At 59.9% G+C, this 14498-nt stretch carries 11 protein-coding genes; 10 read left to right on the plus strand and 1 reads right to left on the minus strand.

The features are described 5' to 3' along the window. From JFU11_RS04525 to JFU11_RS04555, 7 genes are all read left to right on the plus strand, one after another. Positions 1-2703 carry a [protein-PII] uridylyltransferase gene (locus JFU11_RS04525; RefSeq protein ID WP_201059895.1) on the plus strand — a complete coding sequence of 901 codons (2703 nt, stop codon included), beginning with the start codon at positions 1-3 and terminating at the stop codon, positions 2701-2703. A 168-nt stretch (positions 2704-2871) separates the two neighbouring features. Next, on the plus strand, positions 2872-4071 hold the full coding sequence (dapC, locus tag JFU11_RS04530) for a succinyldiaminopimelate transaminase (RefSeq protein ID WP_201059896.1): 1200 nt from the start codon (positions 2872-2874) through the stop codon (positions 4069-4071). Positions 4072-4295: 224 nt separating this feature from the next. After that, a complete protein-coding gene (locus JFU11_RS04535) occupies positions 4296-5075 on the plus strand; it encodes a hypothetical protein (RefSeq protein WP_201059897.1) in 780 nt (259 codons plus the stop codon). Between the two features lie 269 nt (positions 5076-5344). Beyond that, entirely contained in the window at positions 5345-5707 is a 363-nt protein-coding gene (locus tag JFU11_RS04540) for an ArsC family reductase (protein ID WP_201059898.1), read from the plus strand. 33 nt (positions 5708-5740) lie between these two features. Next, a complete protein-coding gene (gene dapD, locus JFU11_RS04545; RefSeq protein ID WP_123719855.1) occupies positions 5741-6775 on the plus strand; it encodes a 2,3,4,5-tetrahydropyridine-2,6-dicarboxylate N-succinyltransferase in 1035 nt (344 codons plus the stop codon). Positions 6776-6921: 146 nt separating this feature from the next. Continuing rightward, complete coding sequence (locus JFU11_RS04550) at positions 6922-8127, plus strand: cysteine desulfurase (RefSeq protein ID WP_123719856.1); 1206 nt, start codon at positions 6922-6924, stop codon at positions 8125-8127. Beyond that, a complete protein-coding gene (locus tag JFU11_RS04555; protein WP_123719857.1) occupies positions 8124-8528 on the plus strand; it encodes a SufE family protein in 405 nt (134 codons plus the stop codon). Before JFU11_RS04550 ends, JFU11_RS04555 begins: the two co-directional genes overlap by 4 nt. 36 nt (positions 8529-8564) lie before the next feature. On the opposite strand, the gene tcdA is transcribed toward JFU11_RS04555, so the two are convergent. After that, entirely contained in the window at positions 8565-9374 is an 810-nt protein-coding gene (gene tcdA / locus JFU11_RS04560; protein WP_187326390.1) for a tRNA cyclic N6-threonylcarbamoyladenosine(37) synthase TcdA, read from the minus strand. A 287-nt stretch (positions 9375-9661) separates the two neighbouring features. Here tcdA and JFU11_RS04565 point away from each other — a divergent pair, with 287 nt between their 5' ends. From JFU11_RS04565 to JFU11_RS04575, 3 genes are all read left to right on the plus strand, one after another. After that, positions 9662-12253: a glycosyltransferase gene (locus JFU11_RS04565; protein ID WP_201059899.1), complete on the plus strand. Its 2592-nt coding sequence runs from the start codon at positions 9662-9664 to the stop codon at positions 12251-12253. A 211-nt stretch (positions 12254-12464) separates the two neighbouring features. Further along, positions 12465-13616, plus strand: coding sequence for a succinyl-diaminopimelate desuccinylase (dapE, locus tag JFU11_RS04570; protein ID WP_123719859.1), 1152 nt, complete (start codon positions 12465-12467; stop codon positions 13614-13616). Then, positions 13616-14425: a putative RNA methyltransferase gene (locus JFU11_RS04575; protein WP_201059900.1), complete on the plus strand. Its 810-nt coding sequence runs from the start codon at positions 13616-13618 to the stop codon at positions 14423-14425. Before dapE ends, JFU11_RS04575 begins: the two co-directional genes overlap by 1 nt. Positions 14426-14498: the final 73 nt, after the last annotated feature.

The following is a 14498-nucleotide window of genomic DNA, read 5'->3' on the forward strand; positions in this document are numbered from 1 at the left end:
ATGCCGCAGGTGGATCCCGAACTCTTCGACCGCGGCCAGTTCCAGGCTGAACTGGCCCTGAAGGCAAGCCCTATCGCTGCTTTCAAGAAGGCGATCCGTCAGGCCCGCGAGGTGCTCGACGAGCGGTTCCGCAGTGGCCGGGACATTCGCCGGCTGATCGAGGATCGCGCCTGGTTTATCGACAACATCCTGCAACAAGCCTGGGAACAGTTTAACTGGAGCGAAGATGCCGATATCGCCCTGGTGGCGGTCGGCGGCTACGGTCGCGGCGAGTTGCACCCCTACTCCGACATCGATCTGCTGATTTTGCTGGACAGCGCCGATCACGAAATTTTTCGGGATTCCATCGAACGCTTTCTGACGTTGCTGTGGGACATCGGCCTGGAAGTCGGCCAGAGCGTTCGTTCGGTGGACGAATGCGCCGTCGAGGCCCGTGCCGACCTGACGGTCGTTACCAATCTGATGGAAAGCCGCACCATTTGCGGCCCCGAGCGGCTGCGCCAGCGCATGCTGGATGTCACCAGCACCGCGCACATGTGGCCGAGCAAGGACTTCTTCCTGGCCAAGCGCGCCGAGCAAAAGGCCCGTCACCACAAATACAACGACACTGAATACAACCTGGAACCCAACGTCAAAGGCTCGCCCGGTGGCCTTCGGGATATTCAGACGATTCTGTGGGTGGCCCGTCGCGAATACGGCACTCTGAACCTGCGGGCCCTGGCGGGTGAAGGTTTCCTGGTGGAGAGCGAAAACGCCCTGCTGGCCTCGTCCCAGGAGTTTCTGTGGAAGGTACGTTACGCCCTGCATATGCTCGCCGGCCGCTCCGAAGACCGCCTGCTGTTCGATCACCAGCGCTCGATTGCGGGGCTGCTGGGTTTCGAAGGCAATGACGCCAAGCAAGCCATCGAAAACTTCATGCAGCAGTACTACCGGGTGGTCATGAGCATTGCCCAGCTCAGCGACCTGATCATCCAGCACTTCGAAGAAGTGATCCTGGCCCCCGAAGACGAAGCACCACCACAACCGATCAATTCGCGGTTCCAGCTGCATGACGGCTACATCGAAGCGCGTAACGACAACGTGTTCCGCCGTACGCCATTCGCCATGCTCGAGATCTTTGTGCTGATGGCCCAGCAACCGGAGATCAAAGGCGTACGCGCCGATACCATCCGCCTGCTGCGCGAGAATCGTCATTTGATCGATGACGATTTCCGCAACGATATTCGTAATACCAGCCTGTTCATCGAACTGTTCAAGTGCAAGATCGGCATCCACCGCAATCTGCGGCGGATGAACCGTTACGGCATCCTTGGGCGCTATCTGCCGGAGTTCGGTTTCATTGTCGGGCAGATGCAGCATGACCTGTTTCACATCTATACGGTCGACGCGCATACCCTGAACCTGATCAAGCACCTGCGTAAGTTGCAGTACACCCAGGTGTCGGAAAAATTCCCGCTGGCCAGCAAGCTCATGGCCAAACTGCCCAAACCCGAACTGATTTACCTGGCCGGTCTGTACCACGACATCGGCAAGGGCCGGCACGGCGATCACTCGGAAATCGGCGCCGTGGATGCCGAAGCCTTTTGCCAGCGCCACCAGTTGCCGATCTGGGACAGCCGCCTGATCGTCTGGCTGGTGCAGAATCACCTGATGATGTCGACCACGGCCCAGCGCAAGGACCTGTCCGACCCGCACGTGATCCACGATTTCGCGCAGACGGTCGGCGATGAAACCCGTCTCGATTATCTGTATGTGCTGACCGTTGCGGACATCAACGCAACCAACCCGACGCTGTGGAACTCCTGGCGCGCGAGCCTGTTGCGCCAGCTCTACACCGAGACCAAGCGCGCCTTGCGTCGTGGCCTGGAAAACCCTGTGGATCGCGAAGAGCAGATCCGCCAGACCCAGAGCGCTGCGCTGGACATCCTGGTACGCGGCGGCAACGATCCGGACGATGTCGAGCAGTTGTGGGCGCAATTGGGCGATGACTACTTCCTGCGCCACACCGCCGGCGACGTGGCCTGGCACACTGATGCGATCCTGCAGCAGCCGGCCGATGGCGGCCCGCTGGTACTGATCAAGGAAACCACCCAGCGCGAGTTCGAGGGCGGTACGCAGATTTTCATCTATGCACCGGACCAGCACGACTTCTTCGCCGTGACCGTGGCGGCGATGGACCAGCTCAATCTGAACATTCACGACGCCCGGGTCATCACCTCCAGCAGCCAGTTCACCCTCGATACTTACATCGTGCTCGACACCGATGGCGACTCGATCGGTGACAACCCGGCACGGGTCAAGCAGATCCGCGAAGGCCTGACCGAAGCCCTGCGCAACCCGGACAACTACCCGACCATCATCCAGCGTCGGGTGCCGCGCCAGCTCAAGCATTTCGCGTTTGCGCCCCAGGTGACGATCCACAATGACGCCCAGCGTCCGGTGACGGTGCTGGAGCTTAGCGCCCCGGATCGCCCCGGCCTGTTGGCGCGGATCGGCACGATCTTCCTTGAGTTCGACCTGTCGCTGCAGAACGCCAAGATCGCCACTCTGGGCGAGCGCGTGGAAGACGTGTTCTTCATCACCGACGCCAACAATCAGCCGCTGTCCGACCCGTTGCTGTGCAGCCGTTTGCAGGATGCAATCGTCGAGCAGCTGAGCGTCAGCCAGGAACCCGATATCAAACTGTCACGCATCAGCATCTGAATTAATAACTTTCCCTGTGGGAGCGCCTGTGGCGAGGGGGCTTGCCCCCGTTTGAGTGCGTAGCACTCACAAGATCTTTGGTGCATCAGAGAATTTGGGGCTGCTTTGCAGCCCAACGGGGGCAAGCCCCCTCACCACAAGCTCGCCCCCACATTGAACGAGGCCTCCATGAACAACGCTCTGAACCAGTTGCAGCCCTACCCGTTCGAAAAGCTCCGCGCCCTGCTCGGCAGCGTCACGCCAAACCCGGACAAACGCGCCATTGCGCTGTCCATCGGCGAGCCGAAACACCGTTCGCCGAGCTTCGTCGCCGAAGCATTGGCGAGCAATCTGGATCAGATGGCCGTATACCCGACCACCCTCGGCATCCCGGCCCTGCGTGAAGCCATTGCCGCCTGGTGCGAACGTCGCTTTAGCGTCCCGAACGGCTGGCTCGACCCTGCGCGCAACGTGTTGCCAGTCAACGGCACCCGTGAAGCGCTGTTCGCCTTCACCCAGACCGTGGTCAATCGTGGCGACGACGCGCTGGTGGTCAGCCCGAACCCGTTCTATCAGATCTACGAAGGCGCCGCGTTCCTGGCCGGGGCCAAGCCGCATTACCTGCCATGCCTGGACGAAAACGGCTTCAACCCGGACTTTGACGCCGTTTCACCAGACATCTGGAAACGCTGCCAGATCCTGTTCCTGTGCTCGCCGGGTAACCCGACCGGTGCACTGATTCCGGTCGAAACGCTGAAGAAGCTGATCGCTCTGGCCGACGAATACGACTTCGTGATCGCCGCCGACGAGTGCTACAGCGAGCTGTATTTCGACGAACAAACCCCACCGCCAGGCCTGCTCAGCGCGTGCGTGGAACTGGGCCGCAAGGACTTCAAGCGTTGTGTGGTGTTCCACAGCCTGTCCAAGCGCTCCAACCTGCCGGGACTGCGTTCCGGTTTTGTCGCCGGTGACGCAGACATTCTCAAAGGCTTTCTGCTGTATCGCACCTACCACGGCTGCGCGATGCCGGTTCAGACCCAACTGGCCAGCGTTGCCGCATGGAATGATGAAGTGCATGTGCGCGCCAACCGTGCGCTGTATCGCGAGAAATACGATGCGGTGCTGGAGATTCTCAGCCCGGTGATGGATGTGCAGCGTCCGGACGGTGGTTTCTACCTGTGGCCTAATGTGAATGGCGATGATGCGGCGTTCTGCCGGGATCTGTTCGAGCAAGAACACGTGACTGTCGTGCCGGGCTCCTATCTGTCCCGCGACGTGGATGGCGTCAATCCGGGTGCCGGGCGTGTGCGTTTGGCGCTGGTGGCACCGCTGGCCGAGTGCGTGGAAGCCGCCGAACGCATTCGTGCGTTTATTACCCGCCAGCGTTAATAACGTTCAAACCCCGCATAGCGCAATGCCGTGCGGGGCATTCAAACATCAAGCAATATAATCAACTTAATTTAATATTCACCCCGCCTCTCGTTTGGGCTTACCCTGCTCGCTCGCAACATATCAACTTCCAACTTATGCCACCCGCAAAGAATGTTGCGATCGCAGACTGAAAACAACCTTAAATCAGACTCAACTTAATTAATAAACAAGGATGCTTATTCATGGATGACACATTCCCATGCTTCGTTAAAATCCCGGAAGACATTAATGCTTCTTACGAGGCGGCCATTACCGAAAATCCGGCAAATCGCGGTACATCTTCTTCTGGTCGTCAAAAGAGAGCGGTAGCCAGTCACACCAAGTTCTGGTCACCGGGCCGAACCTTGCGGATCGCCTTTCTGGATGGCGAGCAAGACTTCAAGGACGCCGTGAAGGCCGCAGCACAGGCCTGGCTCCCCCACATCAATCTGAAGTTCGACTTCGTCGAGGGCACGGAAGGCGATATCCGCATCACCACTAAGCGCGGTAATTGGTCTTACATCGGTACCAACGCATTGTTGGAGAAAGAAAATCCAACCATGAGCCTCGAGCCCTATCTGTGGTGGCCACGTTTCACCGCCAATGTGATTCACGAGTTCGGGCATTTACTGGGTGCTGAACATGAACATCTGCACCCTACTGGAAACATCCCCTGGGACAAGGAAGCGGTATACGCACACCATCATGCGGCGGATGAGGAAGATGAAAGTTATTATTATAAAAGGGGCATTGTCGATGAACGCTACTTTAATCTTCTTGATGCCAGCGAAGTCAACTACTCACCATACGACCCGCTATCCATCATGCACTATGAAATTCGTCCGGAATGGACCGTAGGTGATTTCAAAGTTGACTTCAACTTAACCCTCAGCGAAGCGGATAAAGCTTTCATGGCCAAGGCTTATCCTTATCCCGATCCCGATCCCGAAACAGAAACAGAAACAGAAACAGAAACCGAGTGACTCAAGAGGGCGGTCGCTTGACCTGCCCCGGGTTGGCTTCACCCAAGTCCAGTTCCCGACACTTCTCCCAGCACGTCATCACCCATCTGGTGATGACGGCTCAGGCCGTACAAACTCCAGGCACTACGCTCGTAGCGCTTTCACGTAGCTGCTTAGACAGCGGATAACCACAACAAAAAGACAAACCCGACCACAGCCGACGCGAAACCGTCCGGTCATGGCATAATCCGTCACCTTTTATTTTCAGCACCTGCAAAGGGGGCAATTCCTTGACCGCTTCAAGCAAAACGTTGCACCTTTTCGGCATCAAAGCCTGCGACACCATGAAAAAGGCGCGCACCTGGCTCGATGAACACGCTGTCAGCTATGACTTCCATGATTACAAAACGGTCGGTATCGACCGTGAACACCTGAGCCAATGGTGCGACGAGCACGGCTGGCAAGTGGTTTTGAACCGTGCAGGCACGACCTTTCGCAAGCTCGACGACGAACGCAAAGCCGATCTCGACCAGCCGAAAGCCATCGAACTGATGCTCGCGCAACCCTCGATGATCAAGCGCCCGGTGCTCGATCTCGGTGACCGAACCCTGATTGGCTTCAAGCCAGATATCTACGCGGCAGCGCTCAAGTAAGGCAGCCCGTTCCATTTTGTTAGAGGTATCAACATGTCCACTACCCTGTTCAGCCTGGCCTTTGGTGTCGGCACTCAAAACCGTCAAGGCGCATGGCTGGAAGTGTTTTACGCGCAGCCACTGCTCAACCCGTCGGCCGAACTGGTCGCTGCCATTGCGCCGGTTCTGGGCTACACCGAAGGCAATCAGGCCATCGCCTTCAGCACCGCTCAGGCGTCGCAACTGGCCGAAGCGCTGAAAAGCGTCGACGCTGCACAAGCTGCACTGCTGACCCGTCTGGCCGAGAGCCACAAGCCGCTGGTCGCCACGCTGCTGGCCGAAGACGCGCAGTTGAGCTCCACGCCTGAGGCTTACCTCAAGCTGCACTTGCTGTCCCATCGTCTGGTCAAGCCACATGGCTTGAACCTGGCCGGGATCTTCCCGTTGCTACCGAACGTGGCCTGGACCAGCCAGGGCGCGATCGACCTGGCCGAACTGGCCGAGCATCAACTGGAAGCCCGCCTGCGCGGCGAGCTGCTGGAAGTGTTCTCGGTGGACAAGTTCCCGAAAATGACCGACTACGTGGTACCGGCCGGCGTGCGTATCGCTGACGCGGCGCGTATTCGTCTGGGCGCTTACGTGGGCGAAGGCACCACCGTGATGCACGAAGGTTTCGTCAACTTCAACGCCGGCACCGAAGGCCCGGGCATGATCGAAGGTCGTGTGTCGGCGGGCGTATTCGTTGGCAAGGGCTCGGACCTGGGCGGCGGTTGCTCGACCATGGGCACCCTGTCGGGTGGCGGCAACATCGTGATCAAGGTCGGCGAAGGCTGCCTGATCGGCGCCAACGCTGGTATCGGCATCCCGTTGGGCGATCGCAACACTGTTGAGTCGGGCCTGTATGTGACGGCCGGCACCAAGGTTGCGCTGCTGGACGAGCACAACAAACTGGTCAAAGTCGTTAAAGCCCGTGAACTGGCCGGTCAGCCTGACCTGCTGTTCCGCCGCAATTCGGAGACCGGTGCCGTGGAGTGCAAAACCCACAAATCGGCCATCGAACTGAACGAAGCGCTGCACGCTCACAACTAAGCAGAGCGTTACACGATCACCTGATCTTGTAGGAGCGAGGCTTGCCCGCGAAGCTTTTGGCGACCTCAAGGGCCCCTTCGCGAGCAAGCTCTGCTCCTACACAGGTCAGGCGTTCCACCCGCCCATGTTCAGCAGGGCCCGATAGCATGATGATTCCCTCTCCCTGGCGCGCCGATTTTCCGGCCATCGCCGCATTGCAACGGCAAGACCAGACTTATCTGGACAACGCCGCCACCACGCAAAAACCTCAAGCCCTGCTGGATGCCCTGGCGCATTACTACGCCAACGGCGCGGCCAACGTGCATCGGGCGCAACACTTGCCCGGCGCCCATGCCACCCAGGCGTTCGAGGACAGCCGCAGCAAAGTTGCGCAATGGCTCAATACCGGCGATTGCGGACAGATCATCTTTACCCACGGCGCGACGTCCGCGCTGAACCTCCTGGCCTATGGCCTGGAACACGTATTCAATCCGGGCGATGAAATTGTCATCAGCGCTCTGGAACACCACGCCAACCTGTTGCCGTGGCAGCAACTGGCCCACCGTCGCGACTTGAAGCTGGTGATCCTGCCGCTGGATGCCGACGGTTTGATTGACCTTGAAGCCGCCGCTCGCCTGATCGGCCCGCGTACTCGTTTGCTGGCGGTCAGCCAGCTGTCCAACGTGCTCGGCGCCTGGCAACCGCTGCCCGCGTTACTGGCGATGGCCAAAGTGCACAACGCGCTGACCGTAGTCGACGGCGCTCAAGGCGTGGTCCATGGTCGGCATGACGTACAGGCACTGGGCTGCGACTTCTATGTGTTTTCCAGCCACAAGCTCTATGGCCCGGATGGCCTGGGTGCGCTGTTCGGTCGTCATGAAGCGCTCGAGCAGCTGCGTCCGTGGCAGTTCGGCGGCGAAATGGTGCTGGATGCCAACTACCACGACGCACGCTTTCGTCCTGCGCCACTGGGGTTCGAGGCGGGTACGCCACCGATTTCCAGCGTGATTGGCCTGGGGGCGACCCTGGATTATCTGGCCGGGCTGGATCAGGACGCCGTGTCCGCCCACGAAGCCGCGCTGCATGACTATTTGCTCAAAGGCCTTGAGGCGCGCAACGGCATTCGTCTGCTGGGCAAGCCGCAACTGGCGCTGGCCAGTTTTGTCGTCGAAGGTGTGCATAACTCTGATCTGGCGCATTTGCTGACCGAACAGGGAATCGCCGTACGCGCCGGTCATCATTGCGCCATGCCGTTGCTCAAAAGCTTTGAGCTGGCCGGGGCGATTCGGGTGTCGTTGGCGTTGTACAACGATTCAGAAGACCTTGAGCGCTTTTTTGAAGCGCTGGATCAGGCCCTGGAGTTGTTGCGATGACCTTGCCCGCCGATGCCATCATGGCGCTGGATACTTTTCAGAATACTGCGAGTTGGGAACAGCGGGCGCGGTTGCTGATGCAATGGGGCGACCGCCTGCCTGCGTTGAGCGATGTGGATAAAGTCGAGGCCAACCGCGTGCATGGCTGTGAAAGCCAGGTGTGGCTGGTCGGTGCGCTGCAGGACGGTCATTGGCAGTTCAACGCCAGCAGCGATGCGCGCTTGATTCGCGGGTTGGTGGCGCTGCTGCTGGCACGGGTCAATGGGTTGTCCGTTGCCGAGTTGCAGCAGGTGGATTTGCCGGACTGGTTTAATCAGTTGGGCCTGTCGCGGCAGTTGTCGTCGTCGCGCAGCAATGGCCTCAATGCCGTGCTACAGCGGATGCGAGAACTCGCCGCCTGAATGATCGTTCCCACGCTCTGCGTGGGAATGATCCGGTTAGGCCGGTTTGACCCGATCCGCCGGGCGCCGAACCCCGGCCACAATCTTATCCACAGCCTTGGTCGCCGCGACCATGCCGAACGTCGCCGTCACCATCATCACCGCGCCAAAGCCCCCGGCGCAGTCGAGCTTCACGCCGTCACCGACAAAACTCTTCTGCAAGCAAATGCTGCCATCCGGTTTCGGGTAGCGCAGTTGCTCGGTGGAAAACACGCAGGGCACGCTGTAGTGACGGGTCACGGTGCGGGAGAAGCCGTAGTCGCGGCGTAGCGTGGAGCGCACTTTCGACGCCAGCGGATCGTTGAACGTGCGGTTCAGGTCGCAGACCTGGATCAGTGTCGGGTCGATCTGCCCGCCCGCGCCGCCGGTGGTGATGATCTGGATTTTGCGTCGCTTGCACCAGGCGATCAGCGCCGCTTTGGCGTTGACGCTGTCGATGCAGTCAATCACGCAGTCGATGTTCGGCGTGATGTACTCGGCCATGGTTTCGCGGGTGACGAAGTCCGCCACCGCATGCACCGTGCAGTCCGGGTTGATCCCGCGCAGGCGCTCGGCCATCACCTCGACCTTGGGCTTGCCGACGGTGCTGTCCAGCGCATGCAGTTGACGGTTGACGTTGCTGACGCAGACGTCGTCCAGGTCGAACAGCGAAATCTCGCCCACGCCACACCGGGCAACGGCTTCCGCCGCCCAGGAACCGACGCCACCGACGCCGACGATCGCCACATGGGCCGCGCGCAGGCGCTCAAGGCCTTCGATGCCATACAAGCGGGCGATGCCAGCAAACCGCGGATCTTCTGTACTCATGACCATTACCCCAAAAACCGGCGCGCATTATAGGGCCGTCGGCGGTCAAGAGCACCTTTGGGCTATGGATGGCAGTCTTGACGGCTTCAAATGACTACAAATTATTGGAATTGAGCTACAGCGTCCCCGGTCAAAGAACTTAAGTCGACCTGGATTGCCCAATGTCGGGCGTTTCCCTGTTCGCTGTACGGTCAGAGAACCTCCAGTGTAGGATGCGCGCCCCTGCCACCTGGCAGCCGGCCGCCAACCGTTCCTTCGTTCCACAGCCTTTGGAACCCGAAAAAGCTATGTCATCGCGTAAATTTGGACTCAACCTGGTCGTGGTGCTCGCCATCGCAGCCTTGTTTACCGGCTTCTGGGCGCTGGTCAATCGCCCGGTCACCGCCCCCAACTGGCCTGAACAGATCTCCGGCTTTTCGTACTCGCCGTTTCAACAAGGCCAGTATCCGCAAAAAGCCCAGTACCCGACCGACGATGAAATGCGTCGCGATCTGGAGATCATGAGCAAGCTGACGGACAACATCCGGACCTACTCGGTCGACGGCACCCTGGAGAACATTCCCAAACTGGCGGAAGAATTCGGCCTGCGGGTGACCCTGGGGATCTGGATCAGCCCTGACGAAGAGCGCAACGAGCGCGAGATCACCCGCGCCATCGAAATCGCCAACTCCTCGCGCAGCGTGGTTCGCGTGATTGTCGGTAACGAGGCAATCTTCCGTAAGGAAATTACCGCGGCAGAGCTGAGCCTGATCCTGGATCGCGTCCGCGCGGCCGTAAAGGTTCCGGTCACTACCTCTGAGCAATGGCACGTCTGGGAAGAAAACCCGAGCCTGGCCAAGCACGTTGACCTGATCGCGGCTCACGTTCTGCCCTACTGGGAGTTCGTTCCGGTGGACAAGGCTGGTCAGTTCGTTCTCGACCGCGCCCGTGACCTGAAAAAGATGTTCCCGAAAAAACCGCTGCTGCTCTCCGAAGTCGGCTGGCCGAGCAACGGCCGCATGCGTGGTGGCGCCGATGCGTCGCCGGCGGACCAGGCGATTTACCTGCGCACGTTGGTCAACAAGCTCAACCGCCAGGGCTTCAACTACTTCGTGATCGAAGCGTTCGACCAACCATGGAAAGCCAGTGACGAAGGTTCGGTGGGCGCGTATTGGGGTGTGTTCAACGCCGCGCGTCAGCAGAAATTCAACTTCGAAGGCCCGGTCGTCGCGATCCCGCAATGGCGCGTGCTGGCTATCGGCTCGGTAGTGCTGGCATTGCTGTCGCTGACCCTGCTGATGATCGACGGCTCAGCCCTGCGTCAACGTGGCCGCACCTTCCTGACCTTTATCGCGTTCCTGTGCGGTTCGGTGCTGGTGTGGATCGGTTATGACTACAGCCAGCAATACAGCACCTGGTTCAGCCTGACGGTGGGCTTCCTGCTCGCCCTCGGTGCACTCGGGGTGTTTATCGTTCTGCTGACCGAGGCCCATGAACTCGCCGAAGCGGTCTGGACCCACAAACGCCGGCGTGAATTCCTGCCGGTCGTGGGCGAATCGGACTACCGACCGAAGGTGTCGATTCACGTACCTTGCTACAACGAGCCACCGGAGATGGTCAAACAGACCCTCAACGCCTTGGCCAATCTCGACTATCCGGACTTCGAAGTCCTGATCATCGACAACAACACCAAAGACCCGGCGGTCTGGGAACCGGTGCGCGATTATTGCGAAACCCTCGGCCCACGCTTCAAGTTCTTCCACGTGGCACCGCTGGCTGGCTTCAAGGGCGGCGCGCTGAACTATCTGATTCCGCACACCGCCAAAGATGCCGAAGTGATTGCGGTGATCGACTCGGATTACTGTGTCGACCCGAACTGGCTCAAGCACATGGTGCCGCACTTCGCCGATCCGAAAATCGCCGTGGTGCAGTCGCCACAGGATTACCGCGACCAGAACGAAAGCACTTTCAAGAAGCTCTGCTACGCGGAATACAAAGGCTTCTTCCACATCGGCATGGTCACCCGTAACGACCGTGACGCGATCATCCAGCACGGCACCATGACCATGACCCGACGCTCGGTGCTCGAGGAACTGGGCTGGGCCGACTGGTGCATCTGTGAAGACGCCGAGTTGGGTCTGCGCGTGTTCGAAAAAGGTCTGTCGGCGGCGTATTACCACACCAGCTACGGCAAAGGCCTGATGCCCGATACCTTTATCGACTTCAAGAAACAGCGTTTCCGCTGGGCCTACGGGGCGATTCAGATCATCAAGCGTCACACCGCCAGCCTGCTGCGCGGCAAGGACACAGAACTGACCCGTGGCCAGCGTTACCACTTCCTCGCGGGCTGGTTGCCGTGGGTGGCGGACGGCATGAACATCTTCTTCACCGTCGGCGCGTTGTTGTGGTCGGCGGCGATGATCATCGTGCCGCAACGGGTCGATCCACCGCTGCTGATTTTCGCAATCCCGCCGTTGGCACTGTTCGTGTTCAAGGTCGGCAAGATCATCTTCCTGTACCGCCGTGCGGTCGGGGTCAACCTCAAGGATGCGTTCTGCGCAGCATTGGCAGGGCTGGCGTTGTCCCACACCATCGCCAAAGCGGTGCTGTACGGTTTCTTCACCAGCAGCATTCCGTTCTTCCGCACCCCGAAAAACGCCGATAACCACGGCTTCTGGGTAGCCATTTCGGAAGCACGCGAAGAGGTGTTCATCATGCTGCTGTTGTGGGGTGCGGCGCTGGGGATCTTCCTGGTACAGGGCCTGCCGAGCAACGACATGCGCTTCTGGGTGGCCATGTTGCTGGTGCAATCGCTGCCGTACCTGGCGGCGCTGATCATGGCGTTCCTGTCGTCGCTGCCAAAACCGGTGGCCGAAGCCACGACCGCACCGGCTGTCTAAATCAGTACAGATGCACTAAACGGCGGCCAATGGTCGCCGTTTTGCTTTAAGATAACCGCCATTTTGCAGGCCTTGGCCTTTATGGCCTGACCCAATACCTGTGGGAGCGAGCCTGCTCGCGATTGCGGTCTGTCAATCAACATCAATGTTGAATGTACCGACCTCATCGCGAGCAGGCTCGCTCCCACATTTACAGTTTTCGGAGCTTTCCATGACGGCCCACGCCGACCTTTCGCCGACCCTTCAACTCGCCATCGACCTGATCCGCCGTCCGTCCGTGACGCCGGTTGACGCCGATTGCCAGAAGCAGATGATGCAGCGCCTGGGCGATGCCGGTTTCAAACTGGAACCGATGCGCATCGAAGATGTGGATAACTTCTGGGCGACCCACGGTAAACACGAAGGCCCGGTGCTGTGTTTCGCTGGTCACACCGACGTGGTCCCGACCGGTCCGGTAGCCGCCTGGCAGATCGATCCGTTCAACGCCGTGATCGATGAGCATGGCATGCTCTGCGGCCGTGGCGCGGCGGACATGAAAGGCAGCCTCGCGGCCATGACCGTAGCCGCTGAGCGCTTCGTCGCCGACTACCCGGACCACAAGGGCAAGGTCGCTTTCCTGATCACCAGCGACGAAGAAGGCCCGGCACATCACGGCACCAAGGCTGTGATCGAACGCCTCGCCGCCCGTAAGGAACGTCTGGACTGGTGCATCGTCGGCGAACCGTCGAGCACTACCCTGGTGGGTGACGTGGTCAAGAATGGTCGTCGCGGTTCCCTCGGCGCCAAATTGACCGTACACGGTGTGCAAGGTCACGTGGCGTATCCGCACCTGGCTAAGAACCCGATCCACCTCGCTGCCCCGGCGCTGGCCGAACTGGCCGCCGAGCACTGGGACCATGGCAACGACTTCTTCCCGCCGACCAGTTTCCAAATCTCCAATGTCAATTCCGGCACCGGCGCGACCAACGTGATCCCGGGTGATCTGGTGGCGGTGTTCAACTTCCGCTTCTCCACCGAGTCCACTGTCGAAGGCCTGCAAAAGCGTGTCGCCGATATTCTCGACAAGCATGGTCTGGACTGGCACATCGACTGGGCGCTGTCCGGCCTGCCGTTCCTCACCGAACCGGGCGCCCTGCTCGACGCGGTATCGGCGAGTATCAAGGACATCACCGGTCGCGAGACCAAGGCGTCCACCAGCGGCGGCACCTCCGACGGGCGTTTCATCGCGACCATGGGTACTCAGGTTGTCGAACTGGGCCCGGTCAACGCGACGATCCACCAGGTCAACGAGCGCGTGCTGGCGGCCGATCTCGACGTGCTGACCGAAATCTACTACCAGACCCTGATCAAGTTGCTCGCCTGATGCTTGCGTGTCCGATCTGCAGCGAACCGCTGAACGCGGTGGACAACGGCGTGGCTTGCCCCGCCGGGCATCGTTTCGACCGTGCGCGGCAGGGTTACTTGAACCTGTTGCCGGTGCAGCATAAAAACAGCCGCGACCCTGGGGATAACTTGGCGATGGTCGAAGCCCGTCGCGACTTTTTGAACGCCGGCCATTACGCGCCGGTGGCCAAGCGTCTGGCGGAACTGGCGGCGCAGTACGCGCCCCAGCGCTGGCTGGACATCGGTTGTGGCGAGGGTTACTACACCGCGCAAATCGCCGAAGCCTTGCCCAACGCCGACGGCTATGCGCTGGACATTTCCCGGGAAGCGGTCAAACGCGCCTGCAAACGCAACCCTGCGCTGACCTGGTTGATCGCCAGCATGGCGCGGGTGCCGTTGGCCTCCGGCAGTTGCCAGTTTCTCGCCAGTGTTTTCAGCCCGCTGGACTGGGAAGAAGCCAAACGCCTGCTCAGCCCCGGCGGCGGTTTGATGAAAGTCGGGCCGACCAGCGGCCATCTGATGGAATTGCGCGAGCGGCTGTACGATGAAGTGCGTGAGTACACCGACGACAAGCACCTGGCTCTGGTGCCGGAAGGCATGGCGCTGCAACACAGCGAAACCCTGGAGTTCAAACTGACGCTGGTTAACGATCAGGATCGCGCGAACCTGTTGGCCATGACACCCCACGGCTGGCGCGCCAGTGCCGAACGCCGGGCAGCGGTCATCGAACAGGTTGAGCCGTTCGAGGTCACCGTGTCGATGCGCTACGATTATTTTGTTCTTCAATAAACTCTTAAATTTTGGTCTTGAGCAAACGGCTTGAGGCCGGCTAAATCCGCGAATGGATTTTTCAGACCCGCAG

This window comes from Pseudomonas sp. TH37, assembly GCF_016650735.1.
Lineage (GTDB): Bacteria > Pseudomonadota > Gammaproteobacteria > Pseudomonadales > Pseudomonadaceae > Aquipseudomonas > Aquipseudomonas farris.